Genomic DNA, 23,218 nt, shown 5'->3' with positions numbered 1-23,218 from the left:
CGGCCCCTGCCAGCCTCTCCGCAGCGGCGCCGGGACCGCAATCGGCATTCGCACACCGTTCCCGGGCGCGCATGTGCACACGCACACCGCCCTCCCCTGGCGGACCGGGCCGCGCGTCGGCGAGACTGGCCCGGTGAGCGTCCCCCCGATCATCGCCGAAGCCTCCTGGACCGGCGGTTTCTACCGGCTCTATCTGGAACCCGAGGGGCCCGTCGGCGAGGAGCGGCTGCAGCGGCTGCTGACCGCCCTCTGGGCGTCCGCCCCGGTCGAGGGGTGCTACGCCGAGCCCTACGGCTCGGACGGCGCGCCGCGGGAGGCGCCCCGCACGGTGCGGGCGCTGCGGGACGCCCGGCGGCTGATCGGAGCCGTCCGCCTGCCCGGCGGGCCGCGGGTCCCGTGCGGGTGCGCGCTGTTCGGCGGGGAGGACGGCCCTCTCCTGCTCGACCTGCACTTCTCGCTGAGCACGCTGCGCAGGGCCGACCCGCGGGTGGGCGGGTTCCCGTTCGATCCGCGGAGCGGGGCCGAGTCGCTGGAGTGGCGCGCGCCGCTCGACGCCTGGCTGGCGGAGGTCGCCCGCGGGGTACTCGGCGAGGCCGGTCCGGGGCTCGCCATGATCGGCTTCGAGCTGGACGCCGCCCCCAGCGAGGAACTGCGCGGCGGCGCCCCGCCGGCGGACCGGCCGGCCGCGTTCCTGGTCCCCGGGAGCGGCGGCCCGGAGTACGTCCCGGCCACCCGCTGACGGCCGCCCGCACCCGCCCCCACCTCGGCGGCTGGCGCCCGGCCCGCCGGGCGGCTACCGTCGCAGTGCACCGTTTCCACCGTCGATGGCCCGGGCGTGCCGACGAAACGCCCCTCGATGATGATCTCGATGAACGGTTTCCGCACCGGGGAGGGCGCCTCCCCTTCGGCGTGAGCGCCCCGCGGCCGCGGCCGCGCAAGGAGCTCCGCCGGGAGCGCCGGCGGAAGGCGCACACCTGCTGGGACCACCTGTACGCGGCGCCGCTGTGGCCGATGCACGGGGCCAACCTGGGCACGCTGCTGCGCACCTGCGACGCGGTGGGCGCGTGCCTGGCGGTGCCCCGGTTCCGCTGGGTGCCCGACGCGCTGGACCGGGGGAACACCCTGCGCCGCCCGTCCTGCGTGCACTGGAGCGGCGACCAGGTCCGCTGGCTGGAGCGGATGCGCGAGCGGGGCGCGCGCATCGTCGCCGTCGAGCTGACCGACGAGTCGGTCCGGCTGGCCGACCTGCCGCCCGCGCGCACCCCCGCGGTCGCCCTGCTCGGCCACGAGCAGAGCGGCATTCCGCCGGAGGCGCTGGAGCTGGCCGATGCGGCCGTGGAGATCCCCATGGTCGGCACCGGGCACAGCCTCAACGTCGCGGTGGCCGGCTCGCTGGTCCTGTACCGCCTCGCCGGGCTGCTCTGATCCGGGGCGCCCCGGCCCGGCACTCGCCCGAGCCGGCCCATCCACCCCATACCGCCCCATAGCGCCCGGCCCGGATCGCGGGATCCCCTGCGCCGCAGGAGTTCCGCCATGCTCACCGGCACCCGCGGCAGGCCCCGGAAGGCGGTGCGGCTGTGACTCTTGGTGCTGGATCTAAACAGAGATCAGCGAGCATTTAACTACTGAACGTTTCCGTAAGGTTCGTATCGGTTACTACAGCTGTGGGGAGGCCGACCCGCTCACAGGACCCATACCCGTAAGGGGAGAACCATGCGTACCGCAGCCAAGTTCGCCCTGCCCGCTGTAATCGCGGCCGGTCTGATCGGCCTGGGCGGCGGCACCGCCTTCGCCGGCGGGCACGATGACTTCACCGCCTGTGTGAAGGACCAGACCGCGCTTGGCCTGGTCGCCGTCAACCTGGACGTGCTCACCTACTGCTCCGTCGAGATCGACGACTAGATCTCCCGGTGCCTGATTCCGTGAACTGACCGGCCGGTACCAGGCCGAGCCCTGGTACCGGACGTCCCACGGAGCCGTCGCCCGGCCCCTCCTCGGGGCCGGACGGCGGCCTTTTCCATGCCCGGGAGGGCGCACCGGGTCCCGGCGGCGGGAGCGGGGGCCCGGCGGGTTCTCTGCAGATATCGCGGCCCACTGGAACCGGCCGCCCCCGAACGGGCGGCGGGCGACGCGTTTCATTTCAATAACGGCGCCCTCCTTTCCGGACCCCCGCCCCCGGAGCAGCGGAGCCGCACACGCGCCGCACACGGGCGCCCGCCGGACCCCCACCGCCCCCGCCCCTGTCCCCGCAGGTCGGAACGGATTCCCTGGTCCGTGCACCTGCAAATGTCCGCGCCATAGCGGCCTTGCATCCTCAGGTGCATGTGCACCGCCCATATGCACCCGGCCCGCACGTCCTGTTCCGGTCGATCTCCCCGGTAGTGGTTTAGCCGTTTTTCTCAGAGAAAGCACAGCTCAGGCCGCCCGATAACACCGGAATTCTGTTTCCGGACGCCATTAGAGCAGTTGGCGGAATGTCAAAATAGCCCTTCCTTCCCGAGCCGGTTGGGAGGCGGCGGCGTGCAGATCTCCGTGCTGGGTTCGCTCGACGTGACGGTGGACGGGGCGGGCGTGGACGTTTCCGGCAAGGAGATGCTTCTCCTCGTCTCGCTGGCCCTGAACACGGGCCGGCCCGTCGCCCCCGAGGTGCTCGCGGACCGGCTGTGGGACGGCGCGGTGGGCGGGAACTGGCGCCCGACCCTGCACACCTACGTCACCCGGCTGCGCCGCCGGCTCGCCGGGGCGGGGGTCCCGCGGTCCCGGATCCGGCAGGCCGTCGGCGGGTACGTCCTGGGCCTGGCCTCGGAGGACGTGGACTGGGCGCGCTTCCAGGAGCTGCGCACCCGGGGATCGGCGACGCTGGGGCGCGGCGACCGGGACGCGGGGCTCCGGCTCCTGGAGGAGGCCCTCGCCCTGTGGCGGGGCGAACCGCTTCCCGGGCTGACCGGGCGCTGGATCGAGTCGGTCCGGCTGTCCATGCGCGGCGTGCACCAGTCGGTCCTGCTCTCCTGGGCCCAGCACGCGCTCCGGGCCGGCCTCGCCGAGCAGGCCGCCGAGCGGCTGGGCGAGGCGTCGTCCGCCTACCCGCTCAACGAGTCCCTCGCCGAGCTGCTGATGCGCGCGCTGCACCAGGCCGGGCGGACCGCCGACGCCCTCGACCACTTCCACCTGGTGCGCGAGCGCCTGGCCGAGAGCACCGGCTCCGACCCGCACCCCCGGCTGGTCCGCGCGCACCAGGAGATCCTGCGCAGCCGCCCGGAGCCGGCCGGTGCCGGCTCCGCTCCCCCGCCGGCCGGCCCGCGGCCCGCGGAGGCCGGGCCCCCGCTCCGGGACCCCGGCGCCGTGGCCACCAACCTCCCGCGCGACCTCGCCGACTTCTCCGACCGCACCGCGGAGACCGAGCGCATCCTGGGCCTGCTGACCTCCTCCGCGGTCCCCACCGCCGCCCGGGTCTGCGTGCTCAGCGGCATGCCGGGGGTGGGCAAGACCAGCCTCGCGGTGCACGCCGCGCACCGCCTCGCCGGGGAGTTCCCCGACGGCAGGCTGATGCTGGAGCTGCGCGGCCACCACGAGCACCGGGACCCGCTGACCCCGTTCGGCGCCCTGGGCGAGCTGCTCCAGCTGGTCGGGGTCGGCCTGCCGGAGGCCGAGGGCGCCTCGCTCAACCGGCGGGTGGCGGTGTGGCGGGACTACACTGCCCGCCGCCGGATGCTGATCGTCCTGGACGACGCCGCCGGCGCCGAGCAGGTCCTCCCCCTGCTGCCGGCCGGGGCCGGCTGCGCGGTGCTCGTCACCGGGAGGAACAGCCTGCCCGACATCGACGGCGCCCGGCACGTCCGCCTGCAGGTGCCCGCGCCGGGCGACGCCGTCGCCGTGTTCACCAGGATGGCCGCGCGGGAGCAGACGTCCGAGGGGGCCGAGACGGCCGCCCGGATCGTGGAGCTGTGCGGCCAGCTGCCGCTGGCGATGCGGCTCATCGCGACCCGGCTGGACACCCGCGCCGACCTGGCCGGGAACCGGCTCATCGACCGGCTGCGCGCGGCCGGCGACCGGGTCGGCGAGTTCCGCGCGGGCAGCCGCCGGCTCTCCAGCGTCTTCGATGTGTCGCTGCGCAGCCTCGGCGGTTCCGCACAGAGCGCGCTGCTCCGCCTGGGGCTGCACCCGTCGCCGGTGATCGACCGCGACGTCGCGGCCGCGATGGTCGGCCTGGAGCCGGTGGAGACCGAGGACGCGCTGGAGGAGCTGGAGGACGCGTCGCTGATCGACACCGACCCCGGCTCCGGCGGCTACCGGCTGCACAGCCTGGTGATGAACCACGCGTACCGCAGGGCCCGCACCGGGCTGCCGCCCGCCGAGCAGCACGCGGTCCGCTCCCGGATGCTCGACGCCTACCTGTCCGTCTGCACCGAGGCCGACCGGCTGCTCTACCCCGACCGGCTCCGGCTGGACCGCTTCGACCGCACGGCCGCCCCGGTCGCCCCGTTCCTGCCGCCGCCGCCCCGGGACAAGGCGTCGGCGATGGAGCTGCTCAACCGCCGGCTGCCGGCCGTCCTCGACGTGGTCCACCACTCGGCCCGGACCGACCACGACCGGGAGGCGGCGCTCCTCGCCGACACCGTCGCCGAGCACCTCTTCTCCCACGGCCCGTGGGAGACCGCGGTCCCGCTGCACAGCAGGGCCCTGGGCATCTGGCGCGGCAGGGGCGACACCGGGGCCGAGGCGCACGCGACCTACCAGCTCTCCCGCGCCTACCTGCGCATGGGCGACCGCGGCAACGCGGAGAGGTGCGCCCGCGAGGCACTGGACCTGTGGCAGGAGCGGGGCGAAGGGACGGGCCTGGCCTGGACCCGGCACCAGCTCGGACTGATCGCCTTCGTCGGAGGCGACTACCGCACCGCGGCCCGCCTGCACGAAGAGGCCCAGGAGGAGTTCGAGCGCGCGGGGCACAGGCCGGGCATCGCCCTCAGCCTGGACCGGAGGGGCGCCTGCCACTTCCGGGACGGCGACTTCCACGCGGCGATCTCGGCCCACAGCGACGCCCTGCGCTTGCAGGAGCGGCTGTCCGACCCGGTGGCCCTCGCCGACACCCAGATGAACCTCGCGGGCGCCTTCTACCGGCTCGGATACCACCGCGAGGCCACCTCCCTCTGCGAGGAGGCGCTCCTGAAGGCGCAGGAGTCCGGCGACCAGCGCACCAGAGCGGTCATCATCGCGAACCTGGGAGAAATAGCCTCCTACCGCCTGGATGACGAGCAGGCCCTCCGGCATTACAGCAGAGCTCTGGGCATAGTTCGCGAACTTCGCGATCGCTGGTCCGAAGTTGCCATCCTCAGCAATTCGGCACAATCACACCTCAAACTCGGCAATATAGACATAGCGCAGGAGTACTTCCGACTCGCACGAGAAGACTGCACCACATACGGCAGCCCAGGGATCAGCGTCGAGATCCATCTCGGGCAGGGGGAAGTCGAACTGGCCCACGGCCGCCCGCAGGTCGCCCGCGAATACTTCACGCAGGCCCTGGAAGAAGCCCGCCAGGCGGGATTGCGCCTGGAGCAGGGGCGGGCTTTGACCGCGCTCGGCTACCTCCTCGCAGCGCAGGGAGCCGTCCGGGGAGCCAAGGACCGCTTTGAGCTCGCGGAGCGCATCTTCACCGAACTCTCTATACCCGAAGCCGGGTATATCCGGTTAACTCTGGACACCCTCCCGAAAGCCTCCTTCTAGGCCCCCTATGGTGTAGCCTTCCTTTTGCCACCGCCAAGGCGGCCCTGTCGGCCTTCTTGTACGCCGACCCCACCTCCACCCCTTTTTTCGCTTGCCGCGAAGAGCCCTTCGGAAAGGCCGCAATTCGACACACCTTCATGCTTCAGTAGGGATTTTTCAGCCATAACTACGACCAATCGGAAGGTCACGACAATGACCGGAGCGGCCCACTTGGCCACATTTGCCGCAACCGCGCTCGACTGGATCGGCAAATGGTCTGCGGAGGCGCTGATCGGACCGGCGACAACGATCGCCGGGGAGATCATCGAACTCCTCCCCCTCTGAGGGGACGGCCAAGCCGTCGACATGGGCCGCGCTTCTCGGCGCGGCCCTCTCCGCTCCCATCCCTACCTCCGCATATCACCCTTGTCACTCCCCCGCCTGGCTCCGTTCTGTGACCATGGGAGAGAATCGAGCGTGCCTACAAGGTGGCTTTAAAAAGACATACGGGGTGAGACATGCACCGTCCGGAAGAACCGCAGGGCAACCCACCGGACCAGGGCACATCCACCTCGAACAGGGTCAGCGGCGACCGCTTCGGCACCGTCATCCAGGTCGGTGCCGTGCACGGGGACGTGCAGAGCACCCAGCTCATCCAGAACTCCGGCACCATTCCGCAGATGGTGCGCCAGGTACCGCCGGTCACCCCCCATTTCGTCAACCGCGGCCCCATCCTGGACGCGATGCGGGAGATCATCTCCCAGGCCGGCGGGCGCACCGCGCTGATCTGCCTGTACGGAATGGGTGGGGTGGGAAAGAGCGGCCTGGCCTCGCGTTTCCTCTACGAACTCCAGACCGGGAACGGCGGAGCGGGCCGAGACGGAAACCTCTTCTACGACCTGCGCGGATTCTCCCCCGACAAGACCGCCGGGCCGAGTGACGTACTGGAGGTGTTCCTCCGCTCCCTGGGCGTTCCTCCCGCGGCGATCCCGCCGGGGCTGCCCGCGCGGGCCTCTTGGTGGCGGTCGATCAGCGCCGGAAAGAGCTTCGGAATTCTGCTGGACAACGCCGTCTCCGCGGCCCAGGTCCGCAGCCTGCTGCCCGGGGAGGGAGCGCACGTCGTCGTGGCGACCGCGCGGGACCGGCTCGCCGGCCTCACCCTCGACGGGGGCCGCCTGCTGCGGGTCGATCCCCTCGACAACACCGACGCGACGAAGCTCCTTCTGGACCTGACCCGGGCCGCCGACGCCGATGCCGAGACCGACGAGGCGTCCGCCTCCCGAGTGGCCGAACTCTGCGGCGGGCTGCCGATCGCGGTGAACGCGGTGGGCGTGCACACCGCCGAAGGGCTCACACTCGCCGACGCGGAAACGGAGCTGTCCCGCCTCCGTGACCGGCTGTCCGTACTGAGCGATGCCGAGGAAGAATCGGTCCAGGCCGCCTTCGACTTCTCATACGACGCCCTGCCCCCCGATGCCGCCCGCGCCTACCGCAGGCTGGGGCGGCACGTCGGCCCGGACGTCACGGTCTCCGTGGCCCGCGCTCTCGTCGGCGGGGACGAGCGCGAATGCGCCCGGCTGCTGCGCTCCCTGGCCTCCGCGAGCATGCTCACCGACCTGCGCGGCGGCCGGTACCGCTTCCACGACCTGCTCGCCCTGCACGCCCAGGGCAAGGCAGCGGAGCAGGAGGCCGAGAGCCGGACGGACGCACTGCGGCACCTAGCCGAGGAGTTCGCCCGGGACGCGCGCGCGGCGGATCGCGCGCTGCGCCCCTATGTCCGCGCCAACCGGGGCGGACAGGGCCGGTTCGCCGATTCACAGGAGGCCCTCCTCTGGCTGGACAGGGAGCGGGAGAACCTCATCGCCATCGGCGAATACGCCGCCGGGGCCGGGCTCGCCTCCTGCGCGACCGCCATCGCCGAAGGCTTCTGGCCCCTCTACCTTCGCCGACGCGACGCCTCCGGCTGGTTGCGGGCGGGGGACGCCGCGCTGCGCGTCGCGACGGACAAGCGCCTCCGCGCCCGGCTGCTGAGCAAGCAGGGCCTCACTCTCGGCTTCCTGGGTCTCGAAGAAAAGGCGCAGGAGGCGCTCACCCGGAGCGCGGCCTTATGGGAGGAGCTGGAGGAGCCGGAGAAGGTGGCCCAGGTCCGGCAGCGCCGGGGCCTGCTCGCGCTCGGAGCGGAGCGCCCCGAGGAGGCCCTCGGCCACCTCCGGGCCGCCCGTGCGCTGCAGGAGAGAGCGGAGGTCCGGAACGACCTGGGGGTCACCCTGCTGGCCATGGGGCGCGCGCTCAACCGGCTCGGCGGGGAGGCCGAGGCCGTGCCGCTACTCCGGCGGGCACACGGCCTGCTGGAGGCCGGCGAGAACATCGACCACGCGCTGCGCGCCCGGATCGCGCTGGCCCGCGCCGCGACGGACGAGGACGACCTCCCGGAGGCCCGTGCGGCCTTGGACGAGGCGCTGGCGGAGGCGTCCGAACGCGGCTCCGAGACCGCCCGGGCCGAGGCCCTGGAGGCGCTCGGCGATCTCGCCGCCCGGGCCGGCGACACCGAGCGGGCGGTGGAGCACTACTCCGCCGCCGTGGAGGCCCTGTATGAAATGGGCGCCGAGGAGACGATCGCCTCCGTGCGCGAGCGGATGTCCGCGCTGCCTCCCGCTCCCGACGAGTGATCCCTGCACGCCGGTGGCTCCCGGAGGCGTCCATGCCGGGCGCTCCCGGGAGCCGTCCGGTCTCCGTTTCGGCTGCTCCGCGTCTTCGGGGCGGTGGCCTGCCCGGAACGCTCCCCGGCCTCGGAGAGGCGGGGGAGGTGCGGCGTTCCCGGGTGCTCTTCCGCCCGGTGGGCGAGGTCCGGCCGCCCGCCCGGGAAGGGGAGCGACCCGGGCGGGCGGCGTTCAGGGGCGGCGCCGGTCAGAGCAGGGCGGGCGGCGGCCCGGCGTTCTTCCACGGGGTGGGAAGGACGCCGGCGCGGCGCAGGTGCTCGTCGAGCGCGGTGAAGGCGTCGTCGGCGGCCTGCTGGTTGCGGGCCCGGTCGGCGACGGTGCGGCCGCGTTCGCACAGCGCTTCGGAGAGGGCGTCGTAGAGGCCGTCTGCGTGGTCGGTGACCTCGTCGGGGCGGTGGACGCGCGGGTGGAGGACTCGGGCGCCGCCCGGCGTGGGCGACGGGCGGGAGAGCAGGGCGCGGGCGGTGGCCAGCACGGCGGCCAGGCGGGTCAGGTAGGCGCCGGCGTGCGGGCCGGTGAGCAGGACTTCGACGCCGGGCGCCAGGACCAGGGCGGCGCCGTCCGGGTCGGCGTCGACGCGGACCATGCCGGGCCGGGGGTCGCGGACCGTCCGGTGCTGCGCGGGCCGGGAGAGCGGGGCCGGGACGTTCCGGGGGCCGGGGGCGGTCATGCGGCTGCCGCCTCTCGGATCATCCGGGCGAGGAGGCGCTGCTCGGATTCGCGGGCCATGGTTGCGGCCCGGGGGTCGAGGGCGTAGGCGCGGACCCGGGGCGAGGGGGTGAACTCGGTGAGGGCGGCGTCGAGCAGGTCGGTGGAGGAGGCCGCCACCACGACGCCGTCCTCCACCAGTGAGGTGGCGGTGTAGCAGGCGTCCTGGCCGTCCTTGTAGCTCAGGCTCCAGCGGTTCTTGTGGCGCAGGGTGAGGTCGCACAGGGCGTTGTAGTCCGGGATCTGCCACCGGGTGTAGGGGCGGATGGGCGAGGGCTCGGGGCGCGCGGCGGGCGCGGGTTCCGTGTCGGGGGCCGATTCGGGCTCGGGTTCCGCTGGCTCCGGCACCGGCTCCGGCGCCGGGGCGGGCCTGGGGGCGGACGCGGGCGCGGGCTCGCGGGTGGCGCGGTGGCGTCCGGGCGGGCCCCAGGCCGGGAAGCGGCAGACGGGGAGCCAGGACAGCCAGCAGAGCAGCAGTGAGAGTCGCATGAGCGACCTCCTCGGGATGGATGCCGCTGGATGAGGGCGGCTGGATGAGTACGTGCCCTCATCCTGCTTTTAAAACTTTCGAATCGCAAGTCCCATGAGAAGATTCGCTATCCACAACTCCTAATCAAGGACTTACGAAATGTCTGTTTCAGGGGCTTCGCCGGTAGGCTCAGCGGCGTCCATCCGGGAGGTCGAGATGAGCAGTCCTTCAGTCAGCCGCCGCCAGCTATCAGCGCAAATGCGGAGGAAGCGCCTCGATGCCGGCATGACGATCGAGCAGGCCGCCGACTCGCTCGAATGGTCGATGACGAAGGTGTCGAACATCGAGACCGGCCGCAGCAAGAAGCCAGCCGTCACCGACATCCGGCTGCTCTTGGACCTCTACCGGGTTCAAGATGAGCGGGAGCGGGAGTCGATCCTCGCCCTCACCCGCCAATCCCGTGAGCGGGGTTGGTGGAACCGCTATGACGACGTGCTCGGCGGGGCCTACGCCTCTTTGGAGGCAGGCGCCAAGAGTGTCCGCCTCTTCGAAGCCCAATACATCCCCGGCCTGTTCCAGACCGCCGGGTACGCCGAAGCGAGCGCCCAGGCGACGCTCATCCGCGACCCCGACGACATCCAGCGCACCGTTGAGGCCCGCATGCGGCGCCAGAAGATCCTGGAACAGGAAGATCCGCCGGACGTGTGGGCCATAATCCACGAGAGCGCGGTCGAGATGCTGCGCGCGACGCCGGACCTGTTCTCCTCCCAGGTCGAGCGGCTCATCGAGCTGGCAGAGTCGCCGAACAGCGTCACGCTGCAGGTCCTCCCCCTGTCCGCTGGACTGCACGCCGGCATGGGAGGCCCGTTTGTCATCCTGGACTATGAGGACGCAGCTCAGTCGCTCGTGTTCCTGGAGACCAACACGGATGGCCTCTACCTGGAGAAGCCGCCGGAGATCGACCGCTACCGCAGATGCTTCGATCGGCTGCTCGCCAAGGCGCTCGACCCTGACGACGTTCCTGGCTACCTGCGATCCCTATCCGCTTAGAAAGAACCGCCGACCATGTACTCATCCACTGACGACACGGGACTCCGCTTCCGCAAGTCGAGCTACAGCAACCCGTCCAACTGCGTGGAGGTGGCCGACATCCCCGGAGGCGACGCCGCCGTGCGCGACTCCATGAACCCCCGGGACGGGTACTTCGCCGTCCCGAGCGCCGAGTGGGCCGCGTTGCTGAGCGCGGTAAAGACCGGCTCGGTCTGACCTGAACAGACGGAAGGCCCTCGCCGTCGGCGAGGGCCTTCTCGTACTCATCCGCAGGAATCGTACCCTCTGACACCCGCTTCGTCCCAGCAGCCGACGGCACGGTTGACGGCTCCTTCCGGGAGGAACCGGGCGCGATCGCCTCTGGGGGTCCGGACGAAACCCCCCGTAAACTCCTGCCATGCCCTCTGACGAAATCTCGCCCCACCGCCCCGACGCCGCGAAGATGAGAGCCGCCGACACCGACCGCGAAGCGGTCGCCGAGCGGCTGCGGGACGCCACCGCCGAGGGCCGCCTCTCCATGGACGAGCTGGAGGAGCGGCTGGACGCCGCCTTCTCCGCGAAGACCTTCGCCGATCTGGAGCCGATCGTCGAGGACCTCCCCGAGACGGTGTCCGCCCCGCGCCGGGCCGACGAGCCGCTCGTGCTCAAGGCCGCCGGCAGCAACCTGCGGCAGACCGGCTACTGGGTCGCCCCGTCCGAGATCGTCGCCAGCACCGGCATGGGCAACATCAAGCTCGACTTCACCGAGGCCGAGTGCCCGCACAAGACCATGACCGTCAAGGTCTCGGCCGGCATGGGCAACATCGTCGTGGTGGTACCGCGCGGCTGGGAGATCCAGACACAAGAGATGAGCGCCGGCATGGGCAACGTGGTCAACCGGGCCACCGACCCGCCCGGTCAGGACTCCCGTCTCCTCCGCTTCTCCGGCAACGTCACCATGGGCAACCTCAAGATCCGCTACCCGAGCCGCTTCGAACTCGCCTGGAAGCGCCGCGCGGCCGCCAAGCGGCAGGCGTAGCACGCAGCGCGCTCCGCACTTCCCCGATGATCTTGACGTTGCGGCCCTATCAAGCCGCGTTGATAGGGCCGCAACGTCAAGATCATCGGGGAGAGGCCGAGGAAGAGGCGCCCCGGCGGTGCGGGCGGGCCGCACGTACTCACCAGAGGGCCGTATCCCTGTATGCCCGGTTCGCGGCGAGGAACGGGGTGGGGCGGGGGCGCCCTGCGCACCTCCGCGGCAGGCCCGATGACATCTACCAGCGAGTAGTAAGCCCCGGGGACCCCACCACCCTCTCGTCGGTTACCCAGAGTGGCCAAGGCGAGCCCTCTCGGGAGAGCAAAAGCGAAATATCGCCCCCGCCCCTGCCCTTCCCGGCTTCCGGTCCCCACTCCCCGGCCTTCCGAACGGCTCGAACCCCCGATCGCCGGCCTGATCAGGGCGATTCAGGCCCCTGGAGGGCCGATCCGGGCCGGGATGCGCGCCCAGGAATCACCCGGGTGCTCTCGCGGTGCGCAGAGCACCCCACCCCACCATCACCCTGCGTATTCACACAGGTCAGGGAGGGGTGGTGGTTTCAGTGGCGGCCGGCCCCGGGGCGACGCGGGCACGGCGCCCCCCGCCCCGGCCCGCCCCGACCGCCTCCACCCACTCTGCCGCGCCCGACCGACCGGCCGGTCCCCCACTCCGCCCTCGCCGCCGGCCTGAACCCCCGCCCCGCGAGGCGCCGCGCCCGGTCGGGGCGCCTCCGTCTCTCGCCCTTCCCCGGGTTCCTCGTTTTCCTCGGTGTTCCTCGGTGCAACGGCCGCTTGACGACAAGGCGCTCCGATACCCCCGCAACGTCGAGATCATCGGGTTTTCGGGAGGGAGGGGCGGCCGGGCCGCCCCTCCTCCGCACTGCCTCCGTCACCTCCAGCGGCCGGTGGTGACGTCCACCGGGTGCCGGCCGGCCAGGGCCCGCAGCCCTTCGGCGGTGAGGTGGCCGCGGGACGGGAACGGCTCGCCGGTCGCGTACGAGGCGTGCACGACGGCCTCGGTCAGCGCCCGCGCCGGGTTGCCCGCGGAGAGCCAGGCGTGCAGGAACGACGCGAACAGCACGTCCCCGGCGCCGGCCGGGCTGACCACCGGGCGGGGCGGCTCGGTCGCGGCGTGCACCAGCGTCCCGTCGGCCAGCCCCATGCTCGCCCCCTGCGCACCCCGGCCGACCGCCGCGATCGCGCACCCCGGGTACTCGGCGAAGATCCGGCCGATCCACTCCTCCGGCGGGCAGGGCAGCCGCTCGTGCGAGCAGAACACCACGTCGGCGACGTCCAGCCAGTCCGCCCGCCGCGGGTCGCCGGCGTCCGCGATCAGCTGGGCGTCCACCGCGACCGGGACCCCCGACCGGCCGGCCGGCCCGAGCAGCGGCCGGGTGAAGGCCGCGGTGGTGAGCGCCACCAGGTCGGCCCCCCGCACCAGGTGCTCGAAGAGCGGCACCGGGTAGCCGGCCCGGTTGACCGGCTCGTGCCGGGCGAAATCGCGCCGGCGCCCGTCCGGAGCGGAGAGCGAGACCGAGAGCGACGAGCCGCCGCCGGTCAGGCAGCCGGTGCCGAGCAGCCCCGCGGCGCGCAGTTCGGCCCGGACCGCCTCCCCGGCCGCGTCGGAGCCGATCACCGTGCACAGCTCCACCCTGCTGCCCAGGGCGGCCAGGGCCAGGGCGACGTCGGCCCCGACACCGGCCGCCCCGGCCTCCATCCACTCCGGGAAGCGCGCGCCCCCGTCCGGGACGGGGAAGCCGTCGACCGGCAGGGCCACGGTGAGGCTGGCGACCCCCGCCACCACGATGCGCGGTGCCTCAGGCATCGGCTCCTCCCCGGGCGGCCTCGGCGGCGGCCGCGCGCAGCGGCGCGGTTCCGGTGGCGGGCAGGCGCGGCGCCCAGGGCGGCTCGGGCAGCTCCAGCCGGTCGTAGAGCAGGCGCCGCATGCGCTCGGCGAACCGGCCGGGCTGGGAGGTGATCCGGGCCGCCGCCCCGTCCAGGTGGCCGCCCGGGCCGCCGGGGGGCAGCGACTCCAGGCAGGGCAGCACCGGCCCCCGCTCGGGTATCCGCGGGGCCCGCGCCAGCAGGCCCGCCATCGGGGAGCCCGGGTCCACGTCGGCGCCGCCCGCCGCGGCGACCGCGACCGGGCGGCCGGTCAGGGCCGCGTACAGGGTGGTGGAGCCGTGGTCGCCGAGGACCGCGTCGGCCGCGGCCAGCAGACCGGCGCAGTCGGTCCGCTGCCCCGGCACGATCAGGCCGGACGCCCTCCAGTCCGCGGTCCAGGCCCGCAGCTGCCAGGCTCCGTGCCCGGCCCACACGTTGGGGTGCATGAGCAGCGCCGCCCGCCACCCGTCGTGCTCCCTGGCCTCCTGGGCCAGCCGGGCGACCAGGTCCGGGCGGGCGCCGATCAGCGAGTGCCGGCCCCAGGTGGACAGCACCAGCGCCAGCCGCTCCCCGCCGGCCAGGCCCAGGGCGGCGCGGAACCGCGCGGGCGCGCGCAGCGCTTCGGCCAGCCGGTCGGCGACCGGGTCGCCGACCACCTCGGCGCAGGGCAGCGCCTCCGGGCAGGAGGCGGCGAGCCGGTCCCGCTCGCTCTCGTGCGCCAGCACCAGCGCGGAGGGGACCACCCGGCCGTCGTGTACCAGGCGCTGCCGGTCCAGCCCGAAGGTCTGCCGCGGTGCCGCCGCGGCGCCGGTCAGCGCGGGGGTCATGAACTTGCCGAACCCGGCGCCGTGCGGGAGCAGCACCAGCGGGGCGTGCACCCGCTCGATGCCCCAGTAGCTGGCGGCCAGCGCCAGGTCGAACCGGGTCTGCTCGGCCTGCTCCCAGGGGATCTCGACGCAGTCCAGGTCCGCGAGCCACTCGCGGACGCCCCGGGTGAACACCGACGGCGCCGCGGTGAACACCGCCTGGACCCGGGTGTCGGCCTGGATCAGCGCCACCGCGTCCATCAGCCGCTGGGCGCACGCCACCGAGTGCACCACCACCAGGACCGTCCTGCACCCGGGCCGGGTCACCCACCGCTGCGCGCTCATCCCCACCGGGGTGTGCAGCCAGCGCTCCATCGCCTGCCTCCTCGCCTCACGGCCCGGTTCCTCGCCGCCGGGCCACTGGGAGGGACGGTGCGGGCCGGGACCGGACGGACCGCCGGACGGCGGGCGGGACGGCGGCGGCCGGTTCTCTGGACAGGCCCTGGACAGCGGCCTGGACAGGGGCCGGACACGCAGGTCGGGAGGGGGTCCGGGGGCGGCTCAGCGGAGGGCTTCGAGGCGCTCCATGTTCTCCTCGCCCCATTCGCCGAGCGGGGCCATCGCGTCGGTGAGCGAGCGGCCGAACCCGGTCAGCGAGTACTCCACCTTCGGCGGGACCTGCTGGTGGACCTCGCGGTGGACCAGGCCGGCGGCCTGGAGTTCGCGCAGCTGGAGGATGAGCATCCGCTCGCTGATGCCCTCGACGGCGCGGCGCAGCTCGCCGAAGCGGTGCGGGCCCTCGCCCAGCCAGAACAGGATCAGCCCCTTCCATTTGCCGCCCATGACGTCGATGGCGGCGTCGAGCCCGCAGCTGTACTTCCGCTTCTTCAACGCGACCCCCACTGACAGGAATGTAGGTACCGAACAGAATTGTAGGTACTTGTAGAAATTTCCGCGCCCCTGCAGCATGGTGCGGGCACCCGCCGAGATCGCGGAGAGGCGGCGCCGGTGCCCTTTCCCCTTTTCCGATCTGCGGCGATGCGCCGATGGAGCAGGAGCGGTACATGACCGGGCAGGACCGAATTCCCGTCACCGTCCTCGGGCTGGGCTCGATGGGCCGGGCGCTGGCCGAGGCGTTCATCCGCGCCGGGCACCCGGTGACCGTGTGGAACAGGACCGCGGCCAAGGCCGGGCCGCTGGTGGCCGAAGGGGCCGCGCACGAGGAGGGCGTCGCGGCTGCGGTCGCGGCGAGCCCGCTGGTCGTCGCCTGCCTGACCACCTACGGCGCCACGCTCGAGGCGCTGGGGCCGGCCGCCGCCGCGCTGGACGGGCGGACGCTCGTGACGCTGAACAGCGGTTCGCCCGCGGACGCCCGCCGGACCGCCGCGTGGGCGGCCGAGCAGGGCGCGCGCTACCTCGGCGGGGCGGTCAAGAACGTGCCGACCGCGGTGGGCGCGGAGGACACCCTGCTCTACTACGGCGGCGACAGGGCCGTCTTCGACGAGTTCGAGCCGGTGCTGCGGGTGCTCGGCGGCGACACCGTCCACCTCGGCGGCGAACCGGACCTCGCGTCCCTGTACGAGATGGCGGTCGGCGGCACCCTGCTGCCCGCGCTCGTCGGCTTCTTCCAGGGCGCGGCGGCGCTGCGGGCGCGCGGGCTGGACGCCGCCTCGATGGTGCGGTTCAGCGCCAAGTGGTTCCAGATGATCGGGTCGGTGCTGCCCGTCTTCGCCGAGGAGATCGACAAGGGCGACTACGGAACCCCGCTGTCCTCGGTGAACACCTTCCTCGCCGGGGCCGCCCACGACGAGGAGTTCGGCAGGGAGGCCGGCCTCGACACCGAGTGGCACCGGCCCTTCCACGACCTGCTCCGCCGGGCCGCCGAGGCCGGGCACGGCGAGCACAGCATCGCCGCGGTGACGGAGGTGCTGAAGAGGCCGGCTCAGGCGGCGTAGCGCGCCCGGGGCCGGGACGCGGAGCGGCCCCCGGAGCCGGGGCTCCGGGGGCCGCTCTCGGGGCCGGTCAGCAGCAGCGGGCGCCGGGGTCGGTGTCGCCCTTGTCGGTGTGGCGGCGCCAGAACTCGCGCTCGCCCATCGGCTCCTCCCCCGGGTGCTCGCGCCGGTGGTGCTCCAGGTAGATCTCGTAGGCGCGCTCGCCGGCGATGCCGCGGGCGATCCACCAGGCCTCGCGGAGGCCGCGGCGGACCCTCGGGATCAGGTCGGACACCATGGGCTCGCTCCCTTCCGGTCTGCTCGTCGCGGGGAGGCCCCGCCTATTCCCCGTCCTTCCCCTCCGCGGCCCCCGCTCCGACGCCGGCCGCGCGCCGCTTGGCGGTCTCGCGCTCCTCCCTGGTCGGGATGAGCCCGGACGGCGCCCACAGGCCGGACGGCTCGTGCGGGTGCTCGGTGGTGGGCAGGACGCCCTCCGGCGCGCGCAGCGCCCTGATCCACACCCGCACCGAGTCCACCAGGACGATGATGATGAGCACCGCGAACAGCACCGAGAGGACGCCGTTGACGGTCGTGTTGACCACGACCTTCTGCATCGCCTCGACGCCCTGGGTGGCGCCGAGGCCGGTCTCGCCGGCGGCCAGCGCCTCCGCGTACTGCGCCCGCTGGGCGAAGAAGCCGATGGCCGGGTCGGAGGAGAACACCTTCTGGTAGCTGGCGGTCAGCGTCACGATGGCGTCCCAGGCCAGCGGGACCAGCGTCACCCAGGCGTACTTGGCCCGGCCGGACTTGATGAGCAGCGTGGTGCAGACCGCCAGGGCGACCGCGGCCAGCAGCTGGTTGGCGATGCCGAACAGCGGGAACAGCTGGTTGATGCCGCCCAGCGGGTCGTTCACCCCGGCCCACAGGAAGTAGCCCCAGGCGGCGACGGTGAGCGCGCTGCACAGCCACAGGCCGGGCTTCCAGCTCACGTCGCGCATCGGCTTGTAGACGTTGCCCAGGGTGTCCTGGAGCATGAACCGGCCGACGCGGGTGCCGGCGTCCACCGTGGTCAGGATGAACAGCGCCTCGAACATGACGGCGAAGTGGTACCAGAAGGCCATCATCGCCGGCCCGCCGAAGACCGAGGAGAAGATCTGCGCGGCGCCCAGCGCGAAGGTCGGCGCGCCGCCGGTGCGGGCCAGGATCGACTCCTCCTCGATCAGCTCCGCGGTGGACTGCAGGGTCTGCGCGTCGACGGTGAAGCCGAGCTGGCTGACCGCGGCCGCGGCGCTCTGCACGGTGTCGCCGAGCGCGTTGGCCGGCATGTTCATCGCGAAGTACACGCCCGGGTCGATGATGCAGGCGGTCACCAGCGCCATGATCGCCACGAACGACTCGGTGAGCATCGAGCCGTAGCCGATCATCCGGACCTGGCTCTCCTTCTCGATCAGCTTGGGCGTGGTGCCCGAGGAGATCAGCGAGTGGAACCCGGAGAGCGCGCCGCAGGCGATGGTGATGAACACGAACGGGAAGAGCGACCCGGCGAACACCGGGCCCTCGCCGTTGAAGGCGAAGTCGGTGAACTGCGGCAGCTGCAGGCTCGGCATCGCGATCAGGATGGAGACCGCCAGCAGCACCACCACGCCGACCTTCATGAAGGTGGAGAGGTAGTCGCGCGGGGCGAGCAGCAGCCACACCGGCAGCACCGAGGCGATGAAGCCGTAGGCGATCAGGCCGAAGGTCAGCTCGTTGGCGGAGAAGTGGAACATCTCGCGGAGCACCGGGTGCTCGGCGACCCAGCCGCCGCCCGCGATGGCGGCCAGCAGCAGCACCACGCCGATCCCGGACGTCTCCATCACCCGGCCGGGGCGGAGGTAGCGCAGGTAGACGCCCATGAACAGGGCGATCGGGATGGTCATGATCAGCGAGAAGGCGCCCCAGGGGGAGTCCGCCAGCGCGTTGACCACCACCATCGCCAGCACGGCGAGCAGGATGACCATGATGGCCAGCACCGCGACCAGGGCGGCCACTCCGCCCACCGGGCCGATCTCATCGCGCGCCATCTGGCCGATGGAGCGGCCGTTGCGGCGCATGGAGAAGAACAGCACCACCATGTCCTGCACGGCGCCGGCGAAGATCACGCCGAGGATGATCCAGATGGTGCCGGGGAGGAAGCCCATCTGCGCGGCCAGCACCGGGCCGACCAGCGGGCCCGCGCCGGCGATCGCGGCGAAGTGGTGGCCGTAGAGCACCCGGCGGTCGGTGGGGTGGAAGTCGGCCCCGTTGTTGAACCGCTCGGCCGGGGTGGCCCGGGTGTCGTCGGTCATCAGCACCTTGTACTGGATGAACCGCGCGTAGAACCGGTAGCCGATGGCGTAGGAGGAGACCGCGGCGAAGATGAGCCAGGCCGCCGATACCTCCTCGCCGCGGGAGATCGCGAGCATGGCCCAGGCGACCGCGCCGAGCAGGGCGACGGCGGTCCACACGGCGATGCTCGCCGGCGTCCATTTCGGTTTCGGCGGGCGCCCTTCCGCCTTGGCATCGGCCGGAGCAGCGGACATCTGGCCGGTCCTCCTTCTTCTCTTCCCTCACGGCGGGCCGGACGGGTCCGGCCCCGGTGCCGTGTGACCACCGCTCATCGTCGCACCGGGCCCGGGGCCCGGCCATGCCTGGAGAGCAGCGATTTCATCACGGCTTTACCTGTACCGAAACCGGTACTTAACACGCAGGGGACACCATACGACGCCCGCTTTCCACCGAGGAAGCCGCTTCTCCCCCCGGAAGGCCGCCCGGCGCCGCGGGCCGACCGCAGCGGAGCCGTGCGGCGGAGTTCAGCCCCGCTTCACGGCTCCGGACCTTGCCAATGCGTAACGTAAAGGTTACGCTTTCCGGCATGGACGACGTCGCCGTCGCGATCGCGGACCCGGTGCGCAGGGAGATCCTGCTGATGCTCCGAGGGACCCGGCTGACCGCGGGGGAGATCGCCGGCCGGTTCACCATCAGCAGGCCGGCGGTCAGCCGCCACCTCCGCGTACTGCGCGAGTGCGGGCTGGTCCACGACGCCTCCGAGGGGCGGCGCCGGTTCTACACCCTCGACCCGTCCCCGCTGGCCGAGCTGACCCGCTGGCTCACCGCCCTCGCCGCCCCCGCGGACGGCCCCCGCCGGGAGCGCGGGGCCCGCCCCGGGGCCGGGGAGCCCGGCTGAGCGGCGCACCGCCCCAGGCGACGCGCGGCGCGCCTCCGCGGTTCCTCCGCCGGTGCCGGGAAGCCTGGCCTGATCTGGACGGAGATCACCGGCCGGCGGCGGCACTCGCGGCCCTTCCGGGCCGTTGCCCGTCGTAAGGGAACCTGGAGGAAGGGGTAGGCGGCAATGGAGCGGGCCGACGTCGTGATCGTGGGAGCCGGGCTGTCCGGGATGGCGGCCGCGCGCCGGCTGGAGGAGGCCGGGGCCGGCTCGGTCGTGCTGCTGGACGGGCGGGACGCGCCCGGCGGGCGGGCGCTGCTGCCGGACCCCGGGGTGGACGGCGTCTCCCCCGGCTCGCTCTACCTGTGCGACCACGACGACGCGCTGATCGCGGCCGCCCGCGGGTTCGGCGTCGAGGTGGAGCGGGTGGACTGCGACACCGCCCTGGACGACCTGCGGATGGACGAGGACGGCGAGACCTCGGTCAGCGAGGAGAACGTCCCGCTCGCCGCCTCCTGGTGGACCCGGGTCCGCGACGAGTGGATCCTGGGCCGGCTGGCCAAGCTCGCCGAGGAGATCGACTTCGCCGAGCCGTGGAACTCCGAGCGCGCCGAGGAGCTGGACTCCCAGTCGGTGCGGTCCTGGCTGCGCACGCACGCCTTCGACTCCGAGTCGCTGACCTTCATCGAGGAGCAGCTGACCATGGAGGCCGGGGTGCCCGCCGACCGGATCAGCCTGCTGTGGCTGCTGGCGCACATCGGCCCCGGGCCGATCGAGGAGATCGTGCCGTTCCGCCTGGACGCCGCGGAGCTGGTGCGCGGGCTGGCCGAGCAGGTCGCCGACCGGATCCGCACCGGCCGGCACGTGGCCCGGATCGAGCACGGCGGGGACGGCGCCGAGGTGTCCGGACCGTGGGGCTCGATCTCCGCGCGGCGCGTCATCCTCGCGCTCTCCCCCGCCGACGCCTCCCGGATCGACATCGCGCCGCTGCCGCCGAGCCGGCGCCGGCTGCAGCGGCAGTGGCCGCAGGCCGAGGTCATCCGCACCGAGCTGGTCTACCAGCGGCCGTTCTGGACCAACTTCGGCCTCTCCGGGGAGGTCCACTTCGAGTCCGGGGTCCCCGCGTTCACCTTCGACGACAGCCCGGCCGACTCCGACCGGGGCCGGCTGATCGCGCACACCTACACCTTCGGCGAGGCCGACCCGCTCGGCGCGGACAAGCGCGTCACCGACGACCCGGCCCGGCACCGCGGCATGCTGCTGGACAACCTGGAGCAGGCGCTGGGCCCGCTGGCCGGCGAGCCGCTGGACGTGGTCGCCTTCAACGCCGAGCCCGACCCCTACAGCCGCGCCTACCAGTCGCCCGCCCCTCCCGGCCTGCTGACCGAGTACGGGCCGCTGCTGCGCGCCCCGCTCGGCCGGGTGCACTGGGCCGGCACCGAGACCGCGGACTTCCCGTACAACGGCACCCTCAACGGCGCTCTGACCAGCGGCCGGCGCGCCGCCGAGGAGGTGCTGCGGGAGCTGTGAGCGGCCCCGCGGGCCCTTCCGGGCCGGGGCGCGGCGGGCGCTCCCGGCCCGGGGCCGGTCCCGGGTCACTCCGCGGCGCCCGGCTCCTCATCGGCCGGGGCCGCCGGGGCGACCGGGCTCAGCCAGGCCCAGCCGGCGAACGCGGCGGCGAACACCAGCATGCCCAGGCCGGCCCAGAGGTTGACGTTGAATCCGCCGGCCTTCTCCAGGTCCTCGGCGGAGGGCGCGGCGCCGAGGACGGCCAGCACCGCGCCGTAGATCGCGAACAGCAGGGCGATGATCGTCCTGATGTCGGTCAGCAGGCTCGCCGCGGTGCGGCCGCGGGCGGGGTTCGGGCTGCTCATCGCTGTTCCTCCCGGTTCAGCCGAAGACGATGTTCATCACGACGGCGATGGCCAGCACGATGCCGGCCAGCAGCCAGGGCCTGCGGTACCAGCCGGCGTCCTCGCCGGTGCTGGAGGCCTTGAGCGACTCCTTGGGCGTCAGCGAGTAGACCAGGCCGACCAGCTGCTCGTCCGGCTTGGGCCGGGTCATCAGGCTGACGGCCACGCTGACCGCGATGTCCACCGCGAACGCCGCGCCCGCGCCGACGAAGCTGGCGCCCTGCCCGGACAGCGCGATCACGCCGGCCTCGGAGAGCAGGAACACCGCCACCGCCGAGGCGGTGCCCAGCACCAGGCCGACCCAGCCCGCGGTCGGCGTCATCCGCTTCCAGAACATGCCGAGGATGAAGGTGGCGAACAGCGGCGCGTTGAAGAAGGAGAACAGCTGCTGCAGATAGTCCATCAGGTTGCTGTAGCCGGAGGCGATGAACGCGGTTCCGACCGCGCCGAGGGTCGCGCCGGCCGTCACCCACGGGCCCATCTTCAGGTAGTAGCGGTCCGGGCGGCCCTTGGCCACGTAGGACTGCCAGATGTCGTAGGTGAACACCGTGTTGAAGGCGCTCAGGTTGGCGGCCATGCCGGCCATGAACGAGGCGAGCAGGCCGGCCAGCGCGACGCCGAGGATGCCGTTGGGCAGCAGGTCGCGCATGAGCAGCAGCATCGCGTCGTTGTAGTCGACGCCGGGGCTCTCGCCGGCCTTCAGCGCGACCATCTCCGAGACCGAGACGCCCGCGATCATGCCGGGGACGACCACGATGAACGGGATGAGCAGCTTGGGGAAGGCGCCGATGATCGGGGTGCGCTGGGCCGCCGACATGCTCTTGGACGCCATCGCCCGCTGGACCTCGACGAAGTTGGTGGTCCAGTAGCCGAAGGCGAGCACGAAGCCGAGGCCGAAGACGATGCCGAGCACGCTGAGGAAGGAGTCGCCGAAGCCGGTGAGCTCCTTGCCGGGCCAGGCGGACAGCTGCTCGGCGCCGCCCGGGCTCGCCGAGACCTTCTCCACCAGGCCGTCCCAGCCGCCGATCTTGTGCAGGCCGACGTAGGTCAGCGGGAGCAGCGCGGCGACGATGACGAAGAACTGCAGCACCTCGTTGTAGATCGCCGCGGACAGCCCGCCCAGCGCGGTGTAGGTCAGCACGATGGCCGCGGCGACCAGCAGCGACACCCACAGCGGCCAGCCCAGCAGCACGTTGACGATGCTGGCCAGCAGGAACAGGTTGACGCCGGCGATGAGGATCTGCGCGACGGCGAAGCTGACCCCGTTCACCAGGTGCGCGGGCCTGCCGAACCGGAGCAGCATGAACTCCGGGACGCTGCGCACCTTGGAGCCGTAGTAGAACGGCATCATCACCAGGGCGAGGAAGAGCATCGCCGGGACGGCGCCGATCCAGAAGTAGTGCATGGTCGGCATGCCGTACTTGGCGCCGTTGGCCGACATGCCGATGATCTCGATGGCGCCGAGGTTGGCCGCGACGAACGCGATGCCGGTGACCCAGGCGGGCAGCGACCGCCCGGACAGGAAGAAGTCCAGGCTGTCGGAGACCGAGCGGCGGGCCATGAACCCGACTCCCAGTACGAACACGAAGTAGAGCGCGAGCAGCGCATAGTCGACCCCGGCTGCGTCGAGCCGCAGCTGGTCCTGGGCCAGTACGTGCACGGTGGCCCGTCCTCTCTGGAAACCTCGTCCTGCTTCGGGGGGCGCGGAGCCGGCCCCTCTCGGACCGCCTCCGGAGTGCGATCATGCGGGCGCGGCGCGCTCACCGGCACCGGCCGGCCGCAGGCACGGACCCGCACAAACATTCACATAATCTTCATATAATCCATCGACTGTCA

The 23,218-nt window shown here is 72.7% G+C and carries 21 protein-coding genes; 12 read left to right on the top strand and 9 right to left on the bottom strand.

Annotated features, from left to right (window positions below; all coding sequences use genetic code 11):
• The first annotated feature begins 133 nt into the window (after positions 1-133).
• The 6 genes from J0910_RS04360 (at position 134) to J0910_RS04335 (ending at position 8,372) form a co-directional block, all read left to right on the top strand.
• Entirely contained in the window at positions 134-739 is a 606-nt protein-coding gene (locus J0910_RS04360) for a hypothetical protein (protein ID WP_420157221.1), read from the top strand.
• 170 nt (positions 740-909) lie between these two features.
• Positions 910-1,425 (top strand): TrmH family RNA methyltransferase, encoded by a 516-nt coding sequence (locus tag J0910_RS04355; RefSeq protein ID WP_420157220.1) that lies wholly within the window; start codon positions 910-912, stop codon positions 1,423-1,425.
• A gap of 288 nt (positions 1,426-1,713) precedes the next feature.
• Entirely contained in the window at positions 1,714-1,902 is a 189-nt protein-coding gene (locus tag J0910_RS04350; protein WP_420157219.1) for a hypothetical protein, read from the top strand.
• 618 nt (positions 1,903-2,520) lie between these two features.
• Positions 2,521-5,724 (top strand): AfsR/SARP family transcriptional regulator, encoded by a 3,204-nt coding sequence (locus J0910_RS04345; protein WP_420157218.1) that lies wholly within the window; start codon positions 2,521-2,523, stop codon positions 5,722-5,724.
• A gap of 192 nt (positions 5,725-5,916) precedes the next feature.
• Positions 5,917-6,048 carry a hypothetical protein gene (locus tag J0910_RS04340; RefSeq protein ID WP_420157217.1) on the top strand — a complete coding sequence of 44 codons (132 nt, stop codon included), beginning with the start codon at positions 5,917-5,919 and terminating at the stop codon, positions 6,046-6,048.
• A gap of 173 nt (positions 6,049-6,221) precedes the next feature.
• A complete protein-coding gene (locus tag J0910_RS04335) occupies positions 6,222-8,372 on the top strand; it encodes a hypothetical protein (protein WP_420157216.1) in 2,151 nt (716 codons plus the stop codon).
• A 238-nt stretch (positions 8,373-8,610) separates the two neighbouring features.
• Here J0910_RS04335 and J0910_RS04330 read toward each other — a convergent pair whose 3' ends face one another.
• Together J0910_RS04330 and J0910_RS04325 are read right to left on the bottom strand one after the other, a co-directional pair.
• Positions 8,611-9,093, bottom strand: a complete 483-nt coding sequence (locus J0910_RS04330) for a hypothetical protein (RefSeq protein WP_420157215.1) — start codon at positions 9,091-9,093, stop codon at positions 8,611-8,613.
• A complete protein-coding gene (locus J0910_RS04325; RefSeq protein ID WP_420157214.1) occupies positions 9,090-9,620 on the bottom strand; it encodes a hypothetical protein in 531 nt (176 codons plus the stop codon). Before J0910_RS04325 ends, J0910_RS04330 begins: the two co-directional genes overlap by 4 nt.
• 139 nt (positions 9,621-9,759) lie before the next feature.
• Here J0910_RS04325 and J0910_RS04320 point away from each other — a divergent pair, with 139 nt between their 5' ends.
• The 3 genes from J0910_RS04320 (at position 9,760) to J0910_RS04310 (ending at position 11,668) form a co-directional block, all read left to right on the top strand.
• Entirely contained in the window at positions 9,760-10,650 is an 891-nt protein-coding gene (locus J0910_RS04320; RefSeq protein ID WP_420157213.1) for a helix-turn-helix domain-containing protein, read from the top strand.
• A 15-nt stretch (positions 10,651-10,665) separates the two neighbouring features.
• Entirely contained in the window at positions 10,666-10,866 is a 201-nt protein-coding gene (locus J0910_RS04315) for a DUF397 domain-containing protein (protein WP_420157212.1), read from the top strand.
• A 181-nt stretch (positions 10,867-11,047) separates the two neighbouring features.
• A complete protein-coding gene (locus J0910_RS04310; protein ID WP_420157211.1) occupies positions 11,048-11,668 on the top strand; it encodes a DUF1707 domain-containing protein in 621 nt (206 codons plus the stop codon).
• An 885-nt stretch (positions 11,669-12,553) separates the two neighbouring features.
• On the opposite strand, the gene J0910_RS04305 is transcribed toward J0910_RS04310, so the two are convergent.
• From J0910_RS04305 to J0910_RS04295, 3 genes are all read right to left on the bottom strand, one after another.
• Positions 12,554-13,489, bottom strand: coding sequence for a carbohydrate kinase family protein (locus tag J0910_RS04305; protein ID WP_420157210.1), 936 nt, complete (start codon positions 13,487-13,489; stop codon positions 12,554-12,556).
• Positions 13,482-14,729 (bottom strand): glycosyltransferase family protein, encoded by a 1,248-nt coding sequence (locus J0910_RS04300; RefSeq protein WP_420157209.1) that lies wholly within the window; start codon positions 14,727-14,729, stop codon positions 13,482-13,484. Before J0910_RS04300 ends, J0910_RS04305 begins: the two co-directional genes overlap by 8 nt.
• Before the next feature lie 186 nt (positions 14,730-14,915).
• On the bottom strand, positions 14,916-15,197 hold the full coding sequence (locus tag J0910_RS04295) for a winged helix-turn-helix transcriptional regulator (protein WP_420161883.1): 282 nt from the start codon (positions 15,195-15,197) through the stop codon (positions 14,916-14,918).
• A 221-nt stretch (positions 15,198-15,418) separates the two neighbouring features.
• Between J0910_RS04295 and J0910_RS04290 the strand changes: the two genes are divergently transcribed.
• Entirely contained in the window at positions 15,419-16,309 is an 891-nt protein-coding gene (locus J0910_RS04290; RefSeq protein WP_420157208.1) for an NAD(P)-dependent oxidoreductase, read from the top strand.
• A 67-nt stretch (positions 16,310-16,376) separates the two neighbouring features.
• Here the strand turns inward: J0910_RS04290 and J0910_RS04285 are convergent, their stop codons facing one another.
• Both J0910_RS04285 and J0910_RS04280 read right to left on the bottom strand, forming a co-directional pair.
• On the bottom strand, positions 16,377-16,583 hold the full coding sequence (locus J0910_RS04285) for a YbdD/YjiX family protein (RefSeq protein WP_420157207.1): 207 nt from the start codon (positions 16,581-16,583) through the stop codon (positions 16,377-16,379).
• A gap of 43 nt (positions 16,584-16,626) precedes the next feature.
• On the bottom strand, positions 16,627-18,846 hold the full coding sequence (locus J0910_RS04280) for a carbon starvation CstA family protein (protein WP_420157206.1): 2,220 nt from the start codon (positions 18,844-18,846) through the stop codon (positions 16,627-16,629).
• A 332-nt stretch (positions 18,847-19,178) separates the two neighbouring features.
• On the opposite strand from J0910_RS04280, the gene J0910_RS04275 reads away from it, so the two are divergent.
• Both J0910_RS04275 and J0910_RS04270 read left to right on the top strand, forming a co-directional pair.
• The gene (locus J0910_RS04275; protein ID WP_420157205.1) at positions 19,179-19,490 is read left to right on the top strand and encodes a metalloregulator ArsR/SmtB family transcription factor; all 312 of its coding nucleotides are present in this window, start codon (positions 19,179-19,181) and stop codon (positions 19,488-19,490) included.
• 165 nt (positions 19,491-19,655) lie between these two features.
• On the top strand, positions 19,656-20,999 hold the full coding sequence (locus tag J0910_RS04270; protein WP_420157204.1) for a flavin monoamine oxidase family protein: 1,344 nt from the start codon (positions 19,656-19,658) through the stop codon (positions 20,997-20,999).
• 65 nt (positions 21,000-21,064) lie between these two features.
• Here the strand turns inward: J0910_RS04270 and J0910_RS04265 are convergent, their stop codons facing one another.
• Positions 21,065-21,343, bottom strand: a complete 279-nt coding sequence (locus tag J0910_RS04265) for a hypothetical protein (RefSeq protein WP_420157203.1) — start codon at positions 21,341-21,343, stop codon at positions 21,065-21,067.
• 16 nt (positions 21,344-21,359) lie between these two features.
• Positions 21,360-23,042: a sodium:solute symporter family protein gene (locus J0910_RS04260; protein WP_420157202.1), complete on the bottom strand. Its 1,683-nt coding sequence runs from the start codon at positions 23,040-23,042 to the stop codon at positions 21,360-21,362.
• Positions 23,043-23,218 lie beyond the last annotated feature (176 nt).

This window comes from Nocardiopsis oceanisediminis (assembly GCF_048595525.1).
Taxonomy (GTDB): domain Bacteria; phylum Actinomycetota; class Actinomycetes; order Streptosporangiales; family Streptosporangiaceae; genus Nocardiopsis_A; species Nocardiopsis_A oceanisediminis.
This window is presented reverse-complemented; position numbering and strand designations above follow the sequence as displayed.